This window comes from Crassaminicella profunda (genome assembly GCF_019884785.1).
Lineage (GTDB): Bacteria > Bacillota > Clostridia > Peptostreptococcales > Thermotaleaceae > Crassaminicella > Crassaminicella profunda.
In genome coordinates this window covers 2,721,151-2,741,312 of record NZ_CP082326.1, presented here as the reverse complement: position 1 = coordinate 2,741,312, position 20,162 = coordinate 2,721,151, and the positions used below count along the sequence as shown (strand labels likewise).

Genomic DNA, 20,162 nt, shown 5'->3' with positions numbered 1-20,162 from the left:
GTTTAAATAATGTGGAGAAAGTAGAGGTTATTCCTTATCATGAGATGGACGTTGATAAATGGGAGGAACTCAATTTAACTTATTCACTAAAGCATATAAAACCTTCTACAAGGGAAAATATAGAACGTATAAAAAAGATGTTTTTAAAATATAACCTGCCTATTGCAGAGGATGAACTATAAAAAAGATTTATAAATAATAGATTATTGATTATATAATAGATTTACCAAATGATCTTTGTTTAAGATGGTAATGATTCGATCTTGTATATGGATAATTTCCTGTTCACAGAGAGCTTTTAGTTCTCTAAATAAAGATGGTCTGGACACATTCAAGTGTTCTGACCATGTTTTTTTTGAATAAGGCAAAAGAATAGAATGATCACATTTGTACTCGTCCATCAGATAGAGTAGGGAAAAAGCGATTTTTTGTTGAATGGATGAGTAAGATAATAATTCGGTTTTTAAATTTAATAAAAGCACTCGATTAGCAAATGAACTTAAAAAATTAGCTAATAAAGAAGGGTCATTACTTAATAGCGTGAGCATATTTTTCTTATGAATAAGAAGAATAGTACTTCTTGTTTTAGCAAAAATGTTGCAAGGATATGTATTTGTTTTTGAAAAAACAGAACCTTCTCCAAATAGATCTCCTTTCTTTTTGTGAAGAATACTGATAATTTTTCCAGAAGCTAAATTCTTTTGCACCTCAATAGATCCTTTTAAAATAATCCCAATATATTTAGTTGCTTGATCTACGCTAAAAATTAAATCTCCCTTGTTATAATCTTTAATAATGTATTCTATGGAAGATAAAGTATTATTGATTTCTTCTTGAGTTTTATTTTTAAAAAGAACAGAATGAATAAGAGAACCAGAAATATTTTTCATTTTAACCTCCAAATTTTAAAAATAGTATCACCAGATACGTGTAATAATGAAATTATTATACTATAATGATAATGAAACGTAAAGGATAAAGATAATCATTATCAATGGAGGAAGATATGTATAGCATTGGAGTAGATATTGGATATGCTACATTAAAATGTGTAGTACTGAATAATGTGAAAGAACAGGTTTTTAAAAGTAATATTTTTCATTATGGAAACAGTATGGGTTTACTAAAGAAGCAATTAAAAAATATTGAAAATAAATTGAGTATAAAAAATTGTTATATAGGCGTTACGGGAGAACAGGCAAAAGTATTGAATAAATATCAGATAAATGATATTTCAGCACTTACCGAAGGGGTTATACATACGGACGAGAATGTTCAATCTATTATGGAAATAGGTGCTCAGAGTTCTAGGTATATTACAGGTTTTTCTAAAAATGCTAAGGAACACATGGAATTTTCTATGAATTCAAGCTGTTCTGCTGGAACTGGTTCTTTCTTAGAGGAACAAGTATCACGACTAGGGATTCAGTTAGAGGAATATTCAAGCTATATTCAAAAGGCTACCCAAATACCTAGAATTGCGGGACGCTGTAGTGTGTTTTCTAAGACAGATATGATTCATCACCAGCAAGAGGGCGTTAAAATCGAAGATATATTGCTTGGACTTTCTTATGCCCTTGCTAGGAATTATAAAGGGAATGTTGTACAGCGTATGAAGATTGCAAAGCCTGTTATGTTTGTAGGGGGTGTAGCAAATAATCAAGGCGTAGTAAGAGCATTAAAAGAAATTTTTAGCTTCTCTGATGATGAGTTGATGATTACGGAGGACTGTTCAAATAAGGGAGCTTTAGGTGCAGCCCTTCTAGCCATAAAAAACAATGTCTTATGCAATCTTCAAAATATATTTGAAGAATTAGAAAGTATTAAAGTAAAAAATGAGGACAGTTGCTTTTATGAACCTCTTCAAGAATATGGGAAGCATGATTATAAGGATAAGCATATTTGTAAAATTGTAAAAGAAAATATGATTGATGGGTATATGGGAATTGATATCGGTTCTACGAGTACGAATCTGGTACTAATTGATAAAAATAAAGAGGTATTGTCATATAGATATATAAGAACGAAAGGGAATCCTGAAAAATCTGTAAATATAGGTCTCAAATCTATTCAAGAGGAGTTTAATGGAAGGCTCAATGTAATAGGAATAGGTACAACTGGTTCCGGGAGAACTATGATTGGAAGAAAAATTAAAGCAGATTTAATTGTAAATGAGATTACAGCACAGGCAAAGGGTGCTATTGAGATGGATCAGGATGTAGATACGATTTTTGAGATAGGGGGTCAAGATTCAAAATATATCAGTATACAGGATGGCTGTGTTGTTGATTTTGAAATGAATAAAATTTGTGCTGCTGGAACAGGTTCATTTATTGAGGAACAAGCAAAAAAATTAAAAATTCCTATAGAAGAATATGAAAAAATTGCTTTAAAAGGAAATAAACCTTTGAATTTAGGAGAGCGATGTACTGTTTTTATAGAAGGAAATATTTCAAAGGCTTTAGCACAAGGGAAAAGTAAAGAAAATATTACAGCAGGGCTTAGTTATTCAATTGTAAACAATTATCTAAATAGAGTCGTTATGAATAAAAAGATAGGAAATAAAATCTTTTTACAAGGAGGAATTGCTCATAATCAAGCAGTGGTTAATGCTTTTAGAGCCGTACTTGGAAAGAAAATCAGCGTACCACCATTTTTCAGTGTTACAGGAGCTTATGGTGTAGCGTTATTAACAAAAGAAGAATTAGAAAATAAAAAAGAAACAAGAATAGAAGCTAGTGAGTCACTAGATATGGAAGATGAAATCAATAAATTCTTTTTAAAGGGATATACAAGAGATCTAGAGGATAAAAAACTTACCATAGGAATTCCAAGGGTTCTTTTCATACACAAGCTATTTCCTTTGTTCAATGAATTTTTTAAAACTTTAGGATTTAATGTTTTATTATCGGAAGAAACCAATAAGGATATTATCGCATTAAGTCAAGAATATGCACTAGATGAGACTTGTTATCCTATAAAATTGATTAATGGTCATGTAGCAGCATTGATTAAAAAAGGGGTAGATTATATATTTTTGCCTAGCTTGTATACGATGAAGCATCCCATCTCTAAGACGAGAGAAGATTATGCGTGTGTATATATGCAAACAGCACCTAAAATTGTGGAAAAAACTATGGAATTGAAAGAAAAAGGAATTCAACTTTTATCTCCAGCATTATCTTTTAAGTTTGGCAAAGGACATATGATGCAAACACTACTAGATTTAGGGAAAAAACTTGGAAAGAATAAAGGGGAGACATCATTAGCGTTGGAAAAAGGACTAAAAAGGTTTAAACAATTTGAAGAAGAAGTTGAAACATTAGGACAAGGGCTAATGGATTCTCTTAAAGAGGATGAAAAAGCATTTGTCATCATTACAAGAGCTTATGGAATCGCAGATGAAGGGCTGAATATGGAAATTCCAAGAAGGTTGAGAGAAATGGGACATAAAGTCCTTACTTTATCAAATCTTCCAGCTCATAGCTATGATTTATCTGATGATTATCCGAATATGTATTGGCCTTTTGGTCAACATATTTTATCAGGAGCAAAGATTGTAAAAGAGAATAAGAACCTCTATGCTATATATCTTACGAATCATGGATGTGGACCAGATACAATATTGAGTCATTATTTTAAGGAAGAAATGGGTGAGAAGCCTTATCTACATATAGAAGTAGATGAGCATGCATCTAATGTTGGCGTTATGACTAGATTAGAGGCTTTTATAGAAAGCTTGAAAAATAATAAAATGAATGAAGAAGTAAAGAAAAAAGATAAGGATATAACAAAAAGTTATAGGGATGATGAACAATTGTATATACCTTATTTGTATCCCTATAGTCATTTATTGCAGGGCATATTAAGAAAAAAAGGTATGCATGTAAATCTTCTTTCACCTACAGATGAAAAATCTTTAGAAGTTGGAAAAAAGTATACCCTATCAAAGGAGTATTTATCCTTAACTGCACTATTAGGGGATGTATTCTCAAAGATTCAAGAAATAAACAAAGCAAATGCATGTATATGGGTTCCACAAACAGAAGGAAGTGAAACCTTTGGACAATACGGAAGATTACTAGATCAAAAGATTAAGCTTGAAGGCTATGAGGATGTTAGAATAGAATCACCATTTATGGAAGATTTACTAGAAGATGATAAATATGAGGAAGAATTTTTATTAATGATTATTGCAGGAGATCTTATTATGACTTCTCCTAGAGAAGATCGAGAGGAATATTTAAAAAGAATATTGAAGGAGATAGAAGAAGGAACTTTTAATGAATATTCATTGAGAATGATAGCTAATAGCATATACGAAAAATTATCAAAAATAAAATATGAAAAATCAATTTATGTGTTAGGAGAAATAAGTATAATATTTAATCCTTTTCTCAATCATAATCAACTTGAGAAATTGGAGCAAAAAAATAAAGTTTATTATGAACCTGTTTCAGAGGTCATGTATTTTAAATGGGTGGACTTTTTAAGAAAAGAGAAAAAGGATCATTCAGTAATGAAGAAACTTTTGAGTAAAATGAATGAAATCATGAAGCAAGTTTCAAAGGAACTTAGCGTATATAGTCCATTTGATAAAGATATAGATGAAATGATCAAAATGGCTGATGAAAAATTACCATTATATTGTGGCGGAAATGGTAGATATAGAATGGTGAAACCATTAAGATGTCCAGAGCATATGAATGGCATACTTTTGATGAGTTCAATGTATGAAAATACAGGAACTATTTTAAAGCTCTTAAAGGAACAAGATAAAAATATATTGATTCAACCTAATATAGAGTTGTGTTTTGATGGAAGCTTACATAGTGGAAATGATGAAAAAATACAAAATTTCATCTATTATATATAAAAAATGAGGAGGAGTAAAAATGCAAGAAAAATATTTAAAAAACATACCTTTTGAGGAAGTTTTAGAGCTGAAGAACTTAGTTAATTATGCAGAGGGAAGAGTAAGTAGTAAAACCCTTGTACAAAGAAATGATTTGAGTATTACTTTATTTGCATTTGATCAAGGAGAGGGACTAAGTACACATTCTGCACCGGGAGACGCCATGGTGTATGTTATGGAAGGTAGTGTGAATGTTACAATTGGAGAAGATACAAAAGTTGTATTAAAAGAAGGACAGACAGCCGTTATGCCTGCTAATATTCCCCATGCATTAGAATCAATTGAAAAATTCAAGATGTTACTTACGGTTGTAAAACCTCAGAAAGAAAATAAATAGTAGACAGGAGCTTTTGTGATGAAAGAAAAATATATCAAAAATATAGATTTTGAGAAAGTGTTAGATTTTAAAAATTTGATAGGGTATGTAGATGGAGGGGTTGAAAGTAGGACCCTTGTACAAAGAGAAGATTTTAGTATGACCCTTTTTGCCTTTGAACAAGGAGAAGGAGTAAGTGCTTATTCAATGCCTGGAGATACAATGATTTATGTATACGAAGGAAAGGCTGAAGTAGTGATGGATGAAGATAAAAAATTTATTTTAAAGGAAGGAAAAACAATTGTTGTACCACCAGATGTACTTCATAGTATTGATGTAGTAGAAAAATCTAAAATAATGATTATTATTGTGAAGGCGCAAAAATAAGGAGTTGAAAAATCATGAAGAATAAGATTGCATTACTTTTGATTGCAGTACTAAGTATAACCATGTTATTTGGTTGTAATCAATCAGAAAATAAAGAGACGAAGGTATCTGCTGAAAAACAAAAAGAAGAAATAAAGATTGTTATGAGTGGACCAAAGGCACCCCCTACAATTCCTTTACTAAGAATGATGGAAACAAATGCATTAGGGGAAAATGTGAAAATTGATTTTAAAATATGGAATGGCGTGGAAGAGCTATTGACTATTGCTACTAGCTCAGATTATGGATTTTTAGCTATACCAGTAAATACAGCAGCTAAGTTATACAATAAAGGTGTAGATATAAAGCTTACGAATGTAGATACATGGGGCGTTATGTATTTATCAACTACAGATTCAAATTGCAATGAATGGAAAGATTTAAAAGGAAAGAAATTATATATTCCTTTTAAAAGTGCTCCTCCTGATATTATTACACAATATTTATTAAAGGAACACGGATTAGAAGCTGGAAAGGATGTTGAAATAATTTATTCAACACCGTCAGAGATTGCACAAATGGTAAAGGTAGGGCAAATCCAATATGCTATGAACATCGAACCCTTCATAACAGCAAGTAAGATGGGAAATGAAAAGGTAAGAGTAATTTTTGATTATATGGATGAGTGGAAAAAAATAAAAGGAATGGAATATGATATTCCTAATGCAGGGATTGTTACAAATAATAAGTTTTTAAGTGAAAATAAAGAGTTAGTACAATTATTTGAAAAGGAATATGAAAAAGCGCTTCAGTGGACATTAGAAAACCCTAAAGAATCTGCACAATTAGTAGAAAAATATCTAGGTTTAAATAAAGGGTTAATAGAAAAATCTATGCCAACCTTAGGACTTAAGTATAAACAAGCTAATGAGGCAAAGAAGGATTTAGAAAAATATTATGAGACCCTTTTAAATTTCAAAGCAGATAGCATTGGAGGGAAAACTCCAGATGAAAATTATTATTACGAAGAAAAGTAGGGATATTTTTAAAACAATGTTTGTTTTGTTGATCATTTGGGGAGGATTATCTACCATTTATTCACCCATAATCCTGCCAGGACCTATTCAAACATGGGAAGATACAAGAAATGTCTTAAGTGATATGAATTTTCTAAGTCATGTGCTAATCACTATAAAAAGACTTTTTGTAGGTCTTTTAGGGGCTGTTTTATTAGGGAGTATTTTGGGATTAGCAATAGGTGAATACAAAAGAATAAAAAATTTATTTGAGCCTGTATTTCATATTATACAGGCTACACCACCTATATCGTGGTTAGCACTTGGAATGATTTGGTTCGGGTTAGATGGGCAAGCTACAGTGTTTATTGTATTTATTGCAAGTATTCCTATAATGATTATCAATATTGTAGAAGGATTTGAAAATATTGATCCTAAGCTCATTGAAATGGCAAGAGTTTTTCATTTTTCAAAAAAGGATAGATTGTTTGAGATTACACTTCCGTCTCTCCATTCTTATTTCAAATCAGGAATAACTATAGCTGTTGGATTAGGATGGAAATTAGTGATCATGGGAGAGGTTTTAAGCGCTAGCACAGGAATTGGAGCAGAAATAACCAATGCACGATTGAATATAGAAACAGGGAAGGTTTTAGGGTGGACCATTATTGTGATTTTTTTAGGAGGGTTATCTCAAAAGCTAATAGATTTTGTATTTGATTTTAGAAATAAGGGGAAAGAAAATGATGATTTTGCAAATGAACAAAATAGAAAAAGCATTTGGAAAGGTTATTGTAATAAAAGATTTTTCGCTAAAAGTCAATGAAGAAGAGATTCTTTGTATTATTGGACCATCTGGGTGTGGAAAATCTACCATGCTCAATATGATATCAGGAAATTTAACACCCTCTAAAGGAGAGCTTGTAAACAAAAGTAAAAATATCAGCTATGTATTTCAAGAAGATCGATTGTTACCCTGGAAGAGCGTTTATGAAAATATTCATATTGTAAATAGAAAAAATACAAAAGATCAAATAAAGGCATTGATTGAAAGGGTTGGTCTTGAAGGTTTTGAAAATTATTATCCTGTAAATTTGAGCGGTGGAATGAGACAAAGATGCTCTATTGCAAGAGGGTTTAATTATGAGGCCGATTTGTTACTGATGGATGAACCTTTTAAATCTCTTGATTATAATTTAAGGTTTACTATGATTGAACATTTACTAAACCTTTGGGAAATGAAGAGAAATTCAATTATATTTGTTACCCATGAAATAGATGAAGCCCTTTTGCTCGGAGATAGGATTTTAGTTTTATCTAATAGACCGACGAAGATAATCAAGGAGTTTAAAATAAAAAAATTAAAGAGAGAAAGAAATTTAAAAGATGAAACATTGATGAAAATAAGAAGTGAAATTGTGGATTGTATTGTAAAATATTGAAATTAAACATAAGAGAGAATCCTTTTTTCGAGGGTTCTCGTTTGCTAAAAGAGTATTTCTTCTAGTTTTTCTAAATCTTTAATCTCTATAGTGTGCCTATCAAAAGATATAATTCCCTCTATTTCTAAATTTCTCAATTCTCTTGAAAGAGAAGTTCTTGAAACATTTATGTATTCAGCCCAAGCTTTTTTTGAAAAAGGCAAAGTAATCACCGTAGAATTAGTATTTTTATAAGCATGTATAAGAAATGCAACTATTCTTTCTTGTATAGAATTGAGAGAGAGAATAGAAATTTTATGTTTTAATATAAGCATAGAATCAGATACAGATTCTAAAAAGTTTAACATAATATCATTATCTATTAAAAATAATTTAAGAAGCTGATTTTTATGGATCAATAATATTTTAGCAGATTTATATACAGCAACAGTAGATGGATAATATTTTGATTTAGAAAATAGTGATGGTTCAGCAATTAAATCTGGACTATTTTTTCTTTTGAGGATAATAATTTTTCCAGATGGAGAGAGCTGTTCAATATCGATAGATCCAGATAAAATAATTCCCATTGTATCAGCAAGCTGATGAGGAGAAAATATGATTTCATTTTCTTTATATGATTGAACATTATAGATGATTTTTGATAAAAGAGTTTTGATTTCATTTAAAGATTTTCCTTTAAATAAATTAGAGTTTTGAAGCGATATAAATAGTTTATTCATAATAAATTTCCTTTCAAAAAAATTAGAGTGTATCAGTAGATACAGTTTTCTTAAATTTATTATAGTATAATTTGAATAGAAAGTAAAAGATAATGATATTCATTGTTGAATATAAAAAATAATCATTAAAATTGAATATGGCATTTGACAAAAACAACATTTAAGATATAATTTAATTAGCAAATGCCAATTATATGTTGGCGGAAAAGAAAAAATTTTAAAAGAATGCTAGGTGTTGATAATGAGGATTATCAATGAAAAGGGAAGTTAGGTGAAAATCCAACGCAGCCCCCGCTACTGTAAATGAAGATAGACTAATGATTTACCACTGATTTTAGGATTGGGAAGGTGATTAGTCTAGATGATTCATAAGCCAGGAGACCTGCCTATCATTTAAAATGAAAGCCTTCGGCGGGAAGGAGCAATTTTTTATATATTGAAGCTTTTAATAAAAAGTTCTATCCGCAAAGGGATAGGACTTTTTTTGATGCAGAGTTTTTAGTAATGAACAAAAAGGGAGAGTTTTATGGAAAAATATAAAAAGGTCTATAAGGATTATGTGGCTGCATTTATTTGTTTAATTGTATTAAATTTTATGTTGCCAAGATTATTGCCAGGAGATCCTGTTACAACTTTAATAGGAGACCAAGTTCTTTTTGAAATGACAGATGAAATGTATAAAAAATTGGTAGTTGATTTTGGTTTAGATCAACCCCTATATATCCAATTTTTTAAATATATAAAGGGCTTAATACAATTTGATTTTGGATATTCGTATTTTTATAAGAAAAAAGTCATAGATCTCATTTTTTCATATATACCATGGACCATTCTTTTGGTGATGACGAGTATGTTTTTTTCTTTACTCATAGGATATTTAACGGGAATAGAAAGTGGTTATCATCATGGAAAAAGGCTTGATAAATATTTATTAAGCGTCATGATTTTTATCAGTGGTTTTCCACAATTTTTTTTAGGAATGCTTTTTTTGATATTTTTTAGTGTACAGCTAGGATGGTTTCCTCTGGGTGGATGTGAGACAGCTTGTTCAGATTTTACAGGAATCCATAGGATACAAGATATTTTAATGCATCTGATTTTACCTGTGATTACGATTGTTATTGCAGAAGTGTCAAATATGTATTTATTGACTAGAAACACATCTATTATAGTGAGGAAAAAATATTATATGCGTACGGCTATAGCAAAAGGCTTAGGAGAGCATGTGATGAAGCATAGATATTTAGGGAAAAATTCTTTTATTCCCTTATTAACAATGGCTGCCATTATTATGGGAAGAATGTTTGTAGGGGCATTGCTGATTGAAGTTGTTTTTTCTTATCCAGGACTTGGGAGTCTTATTTATGAAGCCATTCAAGTGAGAGATTATCCTGTTTTACAAGGAACCTTTTTCATGGTTGCTACGATGGTTTTGATTTTTAATGGCATAGCAGAAGGAATTCATTTGAAATATAGTGAGAGAAGGTAAGAAATTTGAGAATGAGTAGAAAAATTTTAGAAAAAGATATTTTTGTAGTAGTAGGGGGCAGTTGCCTTTTATGCTTTATAATCATTGCAATCATTACACCTTTTATGGGATTATCACCTCCTATGGATTCTTCAAAGGAAGTACTTTTGTCACCATCTAAAGAGCATATCTTAGGAACGAATGATATAGGACAAGATATTTTTTCAAGGCTTCTTTATGGAGTAAGAGCTTCTATTTTTACAAGTGTATTTGTAGGGATGATAGCAACCTTTATAGCTACAATTTTAGGAACAACAGCAGCTTTAATAGGAGGAATCTTTGATCGGTTGATTTTAAGGCTTTGCGATATATTCTTGGCACTGCCTGAATTTATTATTTGTTTATTAGTGGCTTCTTATATACGACCTAGTGGAATTACTTTAATACTTATGATTAGTTTATTAAATTGGCAAGGACCTCTTAAGGTCATACGTTCTCAAGTGATGATATGTAAAGAAAATTTATCTGTATATGCAGCGAGAACCTTTGGCGGAAGTACAATATATCTTTTTAAAAGACATATTCTTCCTGAAATTTTTCCAATGATTATGGCTACGTTTATCAGAAATGCAAGAATTGCTGTTTTTATGGAAGTGAGTCTTTCATATTTAGGATTGGTAGATCCTAAAGCCATTAGTCTTGGCAAGATTATGAATAATGCTATGGCATTTACTTATCTAGATGTATGGAAATGGTGGTTATTGCCTGTAGGGGTAGTTCTTTCATTGTTTTTACTTACATTATCTTATATAGGATATTATCTAGAGAACAAAAGGAATGTTTGTTTGGAGGAAAGAAAATCGTGATAAAAATAAAAAATTTAAGTATTTCCTATGGGAACAAAAAGGTCATTAATGGGATCAATTTAGAATTTAGAAAAAACAGTATAACAGCAATTATAGGAGAATCAGGAACGGGGAAAACAAGTGTAGGACTCTCTTTATTAGGACTCAATAAGGGAGATGTAAGTGGAGAAATTATTGTAAAGGATGAAGATATTTTAAAATATTCAGCTGAGGAAATGAAAAAATACCGATGGAATACAGCAAGCATTGTGTTTCAAAATACAGGTCAAATTTTAAATCCAACAGTAAAAATAGTTAAGCAGATTGCAGAATCTATGATTGAGCATAAAATATTTTCAAAACCGGAAGCTTTTCAGCAAGGAAAAAAATTGCTTTTATTGGTAGGACTTGAGGAAGTATATCATGACTTTTATCCAGCTCAATTAAGTGGAGGGCAGATTCAAAAGGCTTTAGTGGCAATGGCACTTGCTAATGATCCAGATATTTTAGTGTTAGATGAACCTACTTCAGCATTAGATCCATTAACAAAAATGGAAATGATTCAGCTCATAAAAAGAGTTGCTAAAGACAAAACGGTGGTGCTTATTACTCATGATTTCTCTGTTGCCAGGAGTTTAGCAGAAAAAATAGTTGTTTTATATGGAGGAAGTGTAGTTGAGATGGGAGAAGCAAATAAAATTCTCAATGAACCCGTTCATCCCTATACAAGAGGATTATTACGTTCCTATCCAAATATGTCTACAACAAAAGATTTACAAGGAATAAGAGGAACCATTCAATATGGTGAAAAGGGATGCCCCTTTGTCAATAGATGTACTCAAAGAAAGAATATTTGTTTTCATAAAAAACCTGAGCTTCAAGAAATAAAGAACCGTTTTATTGCATGTCATCAAAAGGGAATTATTTGTTTATTAAGAGGGGAGGGAATTGTTAAAAAATATAAAAAAAGAAAGATCTTAAAGGATGTTGATTTTCAATTATATGAAGGAGAAACATTATGCGTTGTTGGAGAAAGTGGGAGTGGGAAAACTACCCTAGTAAAATGCATTATGGGATTAGAAAAAATAGACCATGGAAAATTGTTTTATTGTGAAGAAAAAATTTATCAAAATAAAGGGTTTTATCAGCAGGTACAAGTGATTTACCAAAATCCTCAAGCTTCTATTAATAAAAGCTTTAATGTATTAACAGCTGTAAAAGAGCCTTTAGATATTTATAAAATAGGAAATGAGGAAGAAAAGAAAAAAGAGGTACTAAAAGTTTTAAAGGAAGTAAATTTACCTACAGAGGATGAATTTTTAAATCGGTTTCCTCATGAATTAAGTGGTGGAGAAAGTCAAAGAGTAGCTATTGCAAGAGCTTTAATCTTAAAACCTAAATTATTAATTGCAGATGAAGCTACTTCTGCCCTTGATGTAAGTGTTCAAGCTAAAATTATGAAGCTATTTATGGAATTACAAGAAAAGAGAGGACTTACCTTACTTTTTATCACCCATGATATTGCACTAGCTCGTAAAGTAAGCGATAAGATGATTGTGTTAAAAAATGGAGAAGTAGTGGAAGAGGGGCATTCAGCTGTAATGACAAATACGCCTATTCATGCTTATACGAAGAAACTAATTAGTGCTGCACCACAAATATTTTAAAATATAAAAATAATAAGGGAGGATGTTTAAATGAAAAAGAAATTGTTTAAAACCATTGCACTACTAATGCTGGTAGTGATGATTTTAGGGACAGGGGGATGCGCATCTAAAGCAAATGAAACTTCTTCTGCAAAGGCTACCAATACGGATATAGAAGAATATGCAATTCCTGATGCAACTGGAAACTGGGGAGCTCCTACACCCTATGGTTTAATTCCAAGGGGTCCTGGCTTTATACGAATGAGTTATGTATTTGATTCATTAATATGGAAGGATGAGAAGGGAGATTTTATTCCAGCACTAGCAAAAGAATGGGTATACAATGAGGAAGAGAATACATATACCTTTGAACTTCAAGAAAATGCTAAATGGCATGATGGGGAAGCTATAACAGCAAAGGATGTTACTTTCACAATAGAGTATATGAAAAAACATCCTCTTGCTTGGTTGAATTTAAAGCCTATTGAAAAAGTAACAGCTATAGAAGAAAATAAAGTGGAATTTAAATTAAAAGAAAAATGGGCACCTTTTTATGCCCATATTGCTGGTTGTATGCCAATACTTCCAGAGCACATTTATAAAGAGATCAAAAACCCAGAAAAATTATTTTCAGAAGAGCAAATTATAGGAAGTGGTCCTTTTAAGTTGGCTCATTACAATGGGGAAAAGGGTGAATATGTATTTGAAGCCTTTGATGATTATTATCAAGGTTGCCCAAAGGTAAAAAAATTGAAGTTCTTTAAGATGAATCCTCAAATGCAACCAAAAGCTTTACTTCAAGGAAAAGTAGATGCTATATTTACAAATGGAGATGCTAAGGAGCTTTTCAAAGGAAAAGATATAAATGTTATTAGTGATATAGGAATGGTAACAAAGGTAGCCTTTAATCATCATAAAGCTCCTTTTGATGAAAAAACATTTAGACATGCAATGGCTTATTTCATTAATAGGGATGACATTATAGATATTGCTCATAGAGGACATGCTTTTAAAGGAAATACAGGAATTTTTTCAAGGGAAAGCGCTTATTTTGAAAAAGATGTTGAGCAGTATAAATATAATCCAGAAAAAGGAGAATCCATCCTTGAAAAATTAGGATACAAAAAAGAAGGGGATTATTATAAGAAGGATGGAGAAGTATTAAGCTTTACCGTTTTAGGAAATGAACGGGTAAAAAGAGATGTAGATATGATTGTAGAACAATTAAATCATGAAGGGATCAAGGCAGAGGCTATCTATAAAGATAGACAAACAGCAGATCAAAGCTTAAATAATTGGGATTTTGATATATCTGTAGTAGAATGTGGTGCCATAGGAGATCCTATATTTTTGAATAGAGAAATCCTTGGAAAGGGATTTACAAGTGATCGATATTACAAATCAGAAAAAATGAGTAAGCTTTTAAAAGAGCAGCTTTTAGCAACCAACTTAGAAGAAAGAAAAAATATTTTAAAAGAGTTCCAGAAGACTTATGCAGAAGAATTACCAGCTTATCATATCTATTTTTCTGAATTTGTGTTTGTTTATAATGATAAGGCAAATTTGTATTTTACCAATGAAGGCGTATCTATTGGAATTCCTTTAGCTTTAAATAAAATGATTTTTGTAAAATAAAAAATAGAAAGGATGTTTAGAATGGGTGATATTATAGTAAAACCAATTGGATATATCGCATCTCCGTTTAAAAGGATTGAAGAAATTCCACCTCAGAGCATATATGCCAGAGAAAAAGTAGCTACCATAAAGCTTATAGAGGAGTATAAGGAAGGATTGAAGGATTTAGAAAATTATTCTCATATTATTGTACAATTTTATTTTCATCAATCAAAAGGGTATGAGTTATTGACGCTAACTCCATGGAGTGATGAAAAAAAAGGTGTTTTTGCTACGAGATCTCCAAAAAGACCGAACCCTATAGGGATAAGTATTGTAAAATTGAGAAAAATAGAGGGATGTCATATAGAAATTGAGGGTGTAGATATGTTAGATCAAACACCTGTAATAGATATTAAACCTTATGTAGCTAAGTTAAATCCTGAAAATATGGAATAAGAGAATTAAAACATGATAGATGTAAATAAATGATTTCATAAAAGAATCCTTTTAAAAGGGTTCTTTTTTTAGGGGAAATAAATATTTTTTATTGATATATAAATAATGCTTTTGAAGGATTCATCATAAATGAAATATATAAATGACAAATCTATATATGTTTCAAATTATAAGAAATGAAACTTTTTTGTAACTTTTTTTAGATTATAAAGGTATAAAATAAAGATATAAAAATATAAAGGGAGGTTTCAAATATGAAAAAAATAGTTTATAAGGCAGTAGGGATCATGCTTATCCTAAGCTTGTGTATTTCTACAGCAGCATGTTCTCTAATAGAGGAAAAAGGTGTAAAAGCAGCAGAACAAACTATAAAAAATCAACCTATAGAAATAACAGCAAAAGAAATAAAGGTAGATGAAGAGTATATAAAAGGAGATATAAAGATTCCTGTTATTTCAAAGCTTTCTAATAAAGATGTAGAAGAGAGAATCAATGAGCTATTTGAAAATGATATAACAGAGTTTATGGAATTCAATATTCAAAGTGCTAAGAATGCATATGATAAAAATAAAGAGGAGCATGAAAAAGAGAATATAACATCTGATTATGAAGTAGCATACAAAAATGAAAATTTGATCAGTATAATCATCAAGCAAAAGGTCAATGAAGAAAAACCCTATACACATCCAACAGAAGATTACTACAATATTGATTTAAATACAGGAAAGCAGATTGCCTTTGACAGATTGTTTAACAAGGATGAAGATTACAACGAGCTCCTTATAGATTACATAAAAAAAGAATATAATAAAAAAGAGAAAGATCTTTATATGTGTCTATCTAATACAAAAGATGTATTCTATTATTTGAGGGATCAAAAAATAATTATATCTTTTAATCCATATGATGCAGAGGAGGATCATTTTGAAATACCATTTTCTGTTTTTAAAAATGGAGTAAATACACATGTACAGCTAAAACCCTATGCAGTAAAGGTACATACAAAGAAAATAAAAGAAAATAAAGAATACTTTGAAGCAGATGTAAAAATTCCTGTACTTTCAGGATTAAAAGATGAGAAGATACAAGAAAAAATCAATCAAATGTTTAAAAAAGAAGCATTAGATTTTAAAGATGAAATAGAAAAGTGGGCAAAGGAAGGTGCAGAGGATGCTAAAAAATATGATTATGAGATGAGACCTTATAGCGTATATGTAGATTTTGAAGAAAAGAAAAATGAACAAGATTTACTAAGTATCTATATTACCTATTATGAATATACAGGTGGTGCCCATGGTATGCATAATGATATTACTTATAATATTGATTTAAAAACAGGAAAGCTCATAGAGTTAAAAGACTTATTTAAAGAAAATTATGATTATGAAAAAGTTATCAATGAAAAAATAAAGGAACAAATCGATAGAATCAATAAACCATCAGGAGAAAATTCTTCAGAAGATGATTATATATATTATCAAGGCTTTGAAGGAATCAGGAAAGATCATAGCTTTTATTTAAAAGATAATAAATTAGGGATTTATTTTGGACTTTATGAAATCGCTCCTTATGCAGCAGGAATACCAACCTTTGAAATTCCCTTATCAACATTTGAGAATGGATTAAAAGAAGATTTTGAAGGATGCTATTAAAATAGGGTAAATCTATTTTTAATAAATCATCAAAGGCGAATATTGTGAAATTTTATTTTTTTTAGATTTAAATATAAAATTTGAAATAAAAGAAAAGAAAAATGGTGATACAAGGAAAAGGTTTTTTTCAATGAATAGAGGGAGTGTATTTTTATATTTATGAAAAGGAATTAATAAAAAAATGAAAAAAATTAAAAAAAAAGTATTGACGAAGGATTAAAATGATAGTACAATGTGTTTAATCCATTTAACAGAATATTTTAATAGTTACGACGGAGAGAAAAATACTATTTCTTTGATTACAGAGAGCTAGCGTTTGCTGAGAGTTAGCGTCAAAGCAGTATATAATAATCACTCCTGAACTGCTGAGCCGAAAAGAATTTTTTAGTAGGTAAGGCCGGGATTCTACAAAATGTAGAAGTGCCACCGTTATATGGCTAGGGTTAGAGGATATTTCCTTAGACCTGAAGAGTCAATTCATGTGAGTGAATTGTAAATTAGGGTGGTACCACGAGCAAAGTCTCTCGTCCCTAAGACATAAATATTTGTGTCTTAGGGATGGGAGATTTTTTATACCTAATTAGGAAGCCAATAATTAAAGTAGGTTATTGTGCAAAAGTCAAACACAGAATATTTCGAATCTTCAATCAATATTAAGGAGGTAGGATGATGAATAGGATTTTGTTTGCAGAGGTAAATAATCAACCAGAGGTGTTGATGCGTATTATTGGTCTTTTGAGAAGAAGAGCATTTCACATGAAAAGCATTAGTATGGTAGAAACAGAAAATAAAGCATTGGCACATTTGATGATTACAACAAAAGAAGAACCTGAAAGCATTGAAAGAGCCATGCTTTTAATAGAAAAAATTGTTGATGTCTATAAAGTAAAGACAATGGATGAAAATATGAAAAAAGAAGCAAACTTATACAAGGTAATGTAAATATTTTAAATATTTATAATATAAAATACAAAGAAAAAGAAGATAAAGGGAGAGATGAAAAATGGCAAAAATGTATTATGAAAAGGACGCAGCATTAGAATTATTTGAAGGAAAAAAGATAGCAGTAATAGGATATGGAAGTCAAGGTCATGCTCATGCACTAAATTTAAAAGAGAGTGGTGTAGAAGTAGTAGTTGGTCTTTACAAGGGAAGCAAATCATGGGAAAAGGTAAAGGCAAGTGGTCTTGAAGTAATGACAGTTGCTGAGGCTGTAAAGGCTAGTAATGTAGTGATGATGCTTGTACCTGATGAAAGACAAGCAAAGCTTTATAACGAAGAAGTGAAACCTTATTTGAATGAAGGAGACGCATTAGCATTTGCTCATGGATTCAATATACACTTTAATCAAATTGTACCCCCTACTAATGTAGATGTTTTCATGGTTGCACCAAAAGGACCTGGACATTTAGTAAGAAGAGTATATACAGAAGGTGGTGGAGTTCCAGCATTATTTGCAGTATATCAAGACTATACAGGAAAGTGTCGTGAGGTTGCCTTAGCTTATGCAAAAGGAATTGGTTCAGCAAGAGCAGGAGTTTTAGAAACTAGCTTTAAAGAAGAAACAGAAACAGATTTATTTGGAGAACAAGCAGTACTTTGTGGAGGAGCTACAGAGCTTATCAAGGCAGGTTTTGATACATTAGTAGAAGCTGGATATCAACCAGAGATTGCATATTTTGAGTGTCTTCACGAATTAAAATTAATCGTTGATTTACTATATGAAGGTGGATTTGAAAATATGCGCTATAGCGTTAGTGATACAGCAGAGTATGGCGATTACATGATTGGTAGAAGAATTGTGAATGAAGAAACAAGAAAAGAAATGAAAAAGGTATTAAAAGAAATCCAAACAGGAAACTTTGCAAAGGATTGGATTACAGAGAATATGGCAAACAGACCAGTATTTACTGCAATGAAACAAGAAGAATTAAGACATCCAATTGTAGAGGTTGGAAAAAAATTAAGAGCAATGATGTCTTGGTTAAAAAAATAAGTTTATAAGGATAGGGAGGTCGGGCATAAGTCATGAAACTTACTGGGGCAGAAATAGTACTAGAATGTTTAAAGGAACAAGATGTAGACAAAATATTTGGATATCCAGGAGGTGCTGTGATTCCTTTATATGATGCGTTATATGACAAAATGGATCATTTTGATCATATTCTTACGGCTCATGAACAAGGAGCAAGTCATGGAGCTGATGGATATGCAAGAAGCACAGGCAAGGTAGGTGTTTGCTTTGCAACATCAGGCCCTGGAGCTACAAATACAGTAACAGGTATTGCAACAGCATATATGGATAGCGTGCCACTAGTAGTGATCACAGGGCAAGTGCCTGCCAACCTTTTAGGAAAAGATTCATTTCAAGAAGTAGACATTACTGGGATTACCCTACCTATTACGAAACATAATTATTTTGTAAAAGATGTTGAAAAATTAGCAGATGTAATCAGGGATGCTTTTAAAATTGCTGAGAGTGGTAGACCAGGACCAGTGCTGATTGATATTCCTAAAAATGTATTTTTAGAAAAAACTACTTATGTGAAAAAAGAAGTACTTAAAGAAAACAAAAGAGCGTGTACTTCTTCAAATAAAGAGATTATAAAGGCTGCTGATCTCATTAATCAATCATCAAAACCTGTTATTTATGCAGGAGGAGGAATTGTTTTATCGGAAGCTGCTAACGAACTTTATGAATTTGCCACAAAGGGAAATATTCCTGTTGTGAATACTTTAATGGGACTTGGAAGCTTTCCAAGAGATCATGATCTTTCCTTAGGTCTTGTAGGAATGCATGGTATGAGAGATGCAAACTTAGCTGTTTGTGGTAGTGATCTGATTATTGCAATTGGTGCTAGATTTAGTGATCGTGTCATTGGCATTGCTGAAGAATTTGGACCAAAGGCTAAGGTGATTCATATAGATATTGATGCATCAGAAATAGGAAAAAATAAGGATGTTGATTTGTGGATTTTAGGAGATGTAAAAAGGGTCTTAGCTGATCTTACAGATATGCTTAGTACTAAAGATCGAAAAGAATGGCTTGAGAAAATTGAAGATTTTAAAGTAAATAAAGAAAAAACAGGATTTCATGCTGAGAACATTCTAGCTTGTGCTCATAAGGTTTTGGGAGATGAAACCATTGTCACTACAGAAGTAGGTCAGCATCAAATGTGGACAGCACAACATTTTCCCTTTAAAAATCCTAGAACCTTTATCTCCTCTGGAGGACTTGGTACAATGGGGTATGGATTAGGAGCAGCTATTGGAGCGCAAGTAGGCAATCCTGATAAACGGGTTCTTCATATAGCAGGAGATGGAAGTTTTAGAATGAATTGCAATGAACTAGCTACTGTAGCAAAGTATAAACTACCTATGATTACATTGCTTTTTAACAATCAAACCCTTGGAATGGTTCGGCAATGGCAGAAAATGTTTTGTCATAAGCGGTATGCTGAAACGGATATCACTCAAGAAGTAGATTATATGAAATTGGTAGAAGCATATGGATTAAGAGGAGAAAAGGTGGATAATCTATTGGATCTTGAGGATGCTTTAAGACGAGCTATACAATCAGGAAAAGGCACAGTGATTGAATGTCTATTATCAAAGGATGATTGTGTATTTCCTATGGTTCCTCCAGGAGCACCAATTCATAATATTATTTTAGAATAAGTAGATTTAGGAATTATAATAAC

Annotated in this window: 18 protein-coding genes, 1 riboswitch and 1 other annotated feature; of the genes, 16 read left to right on the top strand and 2 right to left on the bottom strand. The window is 31.3% G+C overall.

Going from position 1 to position 20,162, the window contains the following annotated elements:
- Window positions 1-11 precede the first annotated feature (11 nt).
- Window positions 12-182, top strand: a complete 171-nt coding sequence (locus K7H06_RS12975; RefSeq protein WP_223036470.1) for a hypothetical protein — start codon at window positions 12-14, stop codon at window positions 180-182.
- 21 nt (window positions 183-203) lie between these two features.
- Here K7H06_RS12975 and K7H06_RS12970 read toward each other — a convergent pair whose 3' ends face one another.
- On the bottom strand, window positions 204-890 hold the full coding sequence (locus tag K7H06_RS12970) for a Crp/Fnr family transcriptional regulator (RefSeq protein WP_223036469.1): 687 nt from the start codon (window positions 888-890) through the stop codon (window positions 204-206).
- A 116-nt stretch (window positions 891-1,006) separates the two neighbouring features.
- Between K7H06_RS12970 and K7H06_RS12965 the strand changes: the two genes are divergently transcribed.
- From K7H06_RS12965 to K7H06_RS12940, 6 genes are read left to right on the top strand one after another with little or no spacing between them, the layout of a single operon-like run.
- Window positions 1,007-4,876, top strand: coding sequence for an acyl-CoA dehydratase activase (locus tag K7H06_RS12965; RefSeq protein WP_223036468.1), 3,870 nt, complete (start codon window positions 1,007-1,009; stop codon window positions 4,874-4,876).
- A gap of 19 nt (window positions 4,877-4,895) precedes the next feature.
- Window positions 4,896-5,252: a cupin domain-containing protein gene (locus K7H06_RS12960; protein WP_223036467.1), complete on the top strand. Its 357-nt coding sequence runs from the start codon at window positions 4,896-4,898 to the stop codon at window positions 5,250-5,252.
- An 18-nt stretch (window positions 5,253-5,270) separates the two neighbouring features.
- A complete protein-coding gene (locus K7H06_RS12955) occupies window positions 5,271-5,618 on the top strand; it encodes a cupin domain-containing protein (protein WP_223036466.1) in 348 nt (115 codons plus the stop codon).
- Between the two features lie 14 nt (window positions 5,619-5,632).
- Entirely contained in the window at window positions 5,633-6,634 is a 1,002-nt protein-coding gene (locus K7H06_RS12950) for an ABC transporter substrate-binding protein (protein WP_223036465.1), read from the top strand.
- Window positions 6,606-7,439 carry an ABC transporter permease gene (locus K7H06_RS12945; protein ID WP_223036464.1) on the top strand — a complete coding sequence of 278 codons (834 nt, stop codon included), beginning with the start codon at window positions 6,606-6,608 and terminating at the stop codon, window positions 7,437-7,439. Before K7H06_RS12950 ends, K7H06_RS12945 begins: the two co-directional genes overlap by 29 nt.
- The gene (locus tag K7H06_RS12940) at window positions 7,357-8,055 is read left to right on the top strand and encodes an ABC transporter ATP-binding protein (protein WP_223036463.1); all 699 of its coding nucleotides are present in this window, start codon (window positions 7,357-7,359) and stop codon (window positions 8,053-8,055) included. Before K7H06_RS12945 ends, K7H06_RS12940 begins: the two co-directional genes overlap by 83 nt.
- Window positions 8,056-8,099: 44 nt before the next feature.
- On the opposite strand, the gene K7H06_RS12935 is transcribed toward K7H06_RS12940, so the two are convergent.
- Entirely contained in the window at window positions 8,100-8,777 is a 678-nt protein-coding gene (locus K7H06_RS12935; RefSeq protein ID WP_223036462.1) for a Crp/Fnr family transcriptional regulator, read from the bottom strand.
- Between the two features lie 213 nt (window positions 8,778-8,990).
- A riboswitch (cobalamin riboswitch) is annotated at window positions 8,991-9,181 on the top strand.
- 122 nt (window positions 9,182-9,303) lie between these two features.
- On the opposite strand from K7H06_RS12935, the gene K7H06_RS12930 reads away from it, so the two are divergent.
- From K7H06_RS12930 to ilvB, 9 genes are all read left to right on the top strand, one after another.
- Window positions 9,304-10,266 carry an ABC transporter permease gene (locus tag K7H06_RS12930; RefSeq protein ID WP_223036461.1) on the top strand — a complete coding sequence of 321 codons (963 nt, stop codon included), beginning with the start codon at window positions 9,304-9,306 and terminating at the stop codon, window positions 10,264-10,266.
- Between the two features lie 11 nt (window positions 10,267-10,277).
- Window positions 10,278-11,111 carry an ABC transporter permease gene (locus K7H06_RS12925; protein WP_223036460.1) on the top strand — a complete coding sequence of 278 codons (834 nt, stop codon included), beginning with the start codon at window positions 10,278-10,280 and terminating at the stop codon, window positions 11,109-11,111.
- Window positions 11,108-12,757, top strand: a complete 1,650-nt coding sequence (locus tag K7H06_RS12920; protein WP_223036459.1) for an ABC transporter ATP-binding protein — start codon at window positions 11,108-11,110, stop codon at window positions 12,755-12,757. Before K7H06_RS12925 ends, K7H06_RS12920 begins: the two co-directional genes overlap by 4 nt.
- 30 nt (window positions 12,758-12,787) lie before the next feature.
- Window positions 12,788-14,371 carry an ABC transporter substrate-binding protein gene (locus K7H06_RS12915; RefSeq protein ID WP_223036458.1) on the top strand — a complete coding sequence of 528 codons (1,584 nt, stop codon included), beginning with the start codon at window positions 12,788-12,790 and terminating at the stop codon, window positions 14,369-14,371.
- Window positions 14,372-14,392: 21 nt separating this feature from the next.
- A complete protein-coding gene (tsaA, locus tag K7H06_RS12910; protein ID WP_223036457.1) occupies window positions 14,393-14,809 on the top strand; it encodes a tRNA (N6-threonylcarbamoyladenosine(37)-N6)-methyltransferase TrmO in 417 nt (138 codons plus the stop codon).
- 254 nt (window positions 14,810-15,063) lie between these two features.
- On the top strand, window positions 15,064-16,461 hold the full coding sequence (locus tag K7H06_RS12905) for a DUF3298 and DUF4163 domain-containing protein (RefSeq protein ID WP_223036456.1): 1,398 nt from the start codon (window positions 15,064-15,066) through the stop codon (window positions 16,459-16,461).
- A 260-nt stretch (window positions 16,462-16,721) separates the two neighbouring features.
- Window positions 16,722-16,996 (top strand) — a binding site (T-box leader).
- Window positions 16,997-17,130: 134 nt separating this feature from the next.
- The gene (gene ilvN / locus K7H06_RS12900; RefSeq protein ID WP_223036455.1) at window positions 17,131-17,403 is read left to right on the top strand and encodes an acetolactate synthase small subunit; all 273 of its coding nucleotides are present in this window, start codon (window positions 17,131-17,133) and stop codon (window positions 17,401-17,403) included.
- A 61-nt stretch (window positions 17,404-17,464) separates the two neighbouring features.
- On the top strand, window positions 17,465-18,457 hold the full coding sequence (gene ilvC / locus K7H06_RS12895; RefSeq protein ID WP_223036454.1) for a ketol-acid reductoisomerase: 993 nt from the start codon (window positions 17,465-17,467) through the stop codon (window positions 18,455-18,457).
- 32 nt (window positions 18,458-18,489) lie between these two features.
- The gene (gene ilvB, locus K7H06_RS12890; protein WP_223036453.1) at window positions 18,490-20,139 is read left to right on the top strand and encodes a biosynthetic-type acetolactate synthase large subunit; all 1,650 of its coding nucleotides are present in this window, start codon (window positions 18,490-18,492) and stop codon (window positions 20,137-20,139) included.
- Window positions 20,140-20,162 lie beyond the last annotated feature (23 nt).

Coding starts and splice junctions, on each gene's coding strand:
- K7H06_RS12970 (WP_223036469.1), bottom strand. CDS start 890: ATGAAAAATATTTCTGGTTCTCTTATTCATTCTGTTCTTTTTAAAAAT.
- K7H06_RS12965 (WP_223036468.1), top strand. CDS start 1,007: ATGTATAGCATTGGAGTAGATATTGGATATGCTACATTAAAATGTGTA.
- K7H06_RS12960 (WP_223036467.1), top strand. CDS start 4,896: ATGCAAGAAAAATATTTAAAAAACATACCTTTTGAGGAAGTTTTAGAG.
- K7H06_RS12955 (WP_223036466.1), top strand. CDS start 5,271: ATGAAAGAAAAATATATCAAAAATATAGATTTTGAGAAAGTGTTAGAT.
- K7H06_RS12950 (WP_223036465.1), top strand. CDS start 5,633: ATGAAGAATAAGATTGCATTACTTTTGATTGCAGTACTAAGTATAACC.
- K7H06_RS12945 (WP_223036464.1), top strand. CDS start 6,606: ATGAAAATTATTATTACGAAGAAAAGTAGGGATATTTTTAAAACAATG.
- K7H06_RS12940 (WP_223036463.1), top strand. CDS start 7,357: ATGATGATTTTGCAAATGAACAAAATAGAAAAAGCATTTGGAAAGGTT.
- K7H06_RS12935 (WP_223036462.1), bottom strand. CDS start 8,777: ATGAATAAACTATTTATATCGCTTCAAAACTCTAATTTATTTAAAGGA.
- K7H06_RS12930 (WP_223036461.1), top strand. CDS start 9,304: ATGGAAAAATATAAAAAGGTCTATAAGGATTATGTGGCTGCATTTATT.
- K7H06_RS12925 (WP_223036460.1), top strand. CDS start 10,278: ATGAGTAGAAAAATTTTAGAAAAAGATATTTTTGTAGTAGTAGGGGGC.
- K7H06_RS12915 (WP_223036458.1), top strand. CDS start 12,788: ATGAAAAAGAAATTGTTTAAAACCATTGCACTACTAATGCTGGTAGTG.
- tsaA (WP_223036457.1), top strand. CDS start 14,393: ATGGGTGATATTATAGTAAAACCAATTGGATATATCGCATCTCCGTTT.
- K7H06_RS12905 (WP_223036456.1), top strand. CDS start 15,064: ATGAAAAAAATAGTTTATAAGGCAGTAGGGATCATGCTTATCCTAAGC.
- ilvN (WP_223036455.1), top strand. CDS start 17,131: ATGAATAGGATTTTGTTTGCAGAGGTAAATAATCAACCAGAGGTGTTG.
- ilvC (WP_223036454.1), top strand. CDS start 17,465: ATGGCAAAAATGTATTATGAAAAGGACGCAGCATTAGAATTATTTGAA.
- ilvB (WP_223036453.1), top strand. CDS start 18,490: ATGAAACTTACTGGGGCAGAAATAGTACTAGAATGTTTAAAGGAACAA.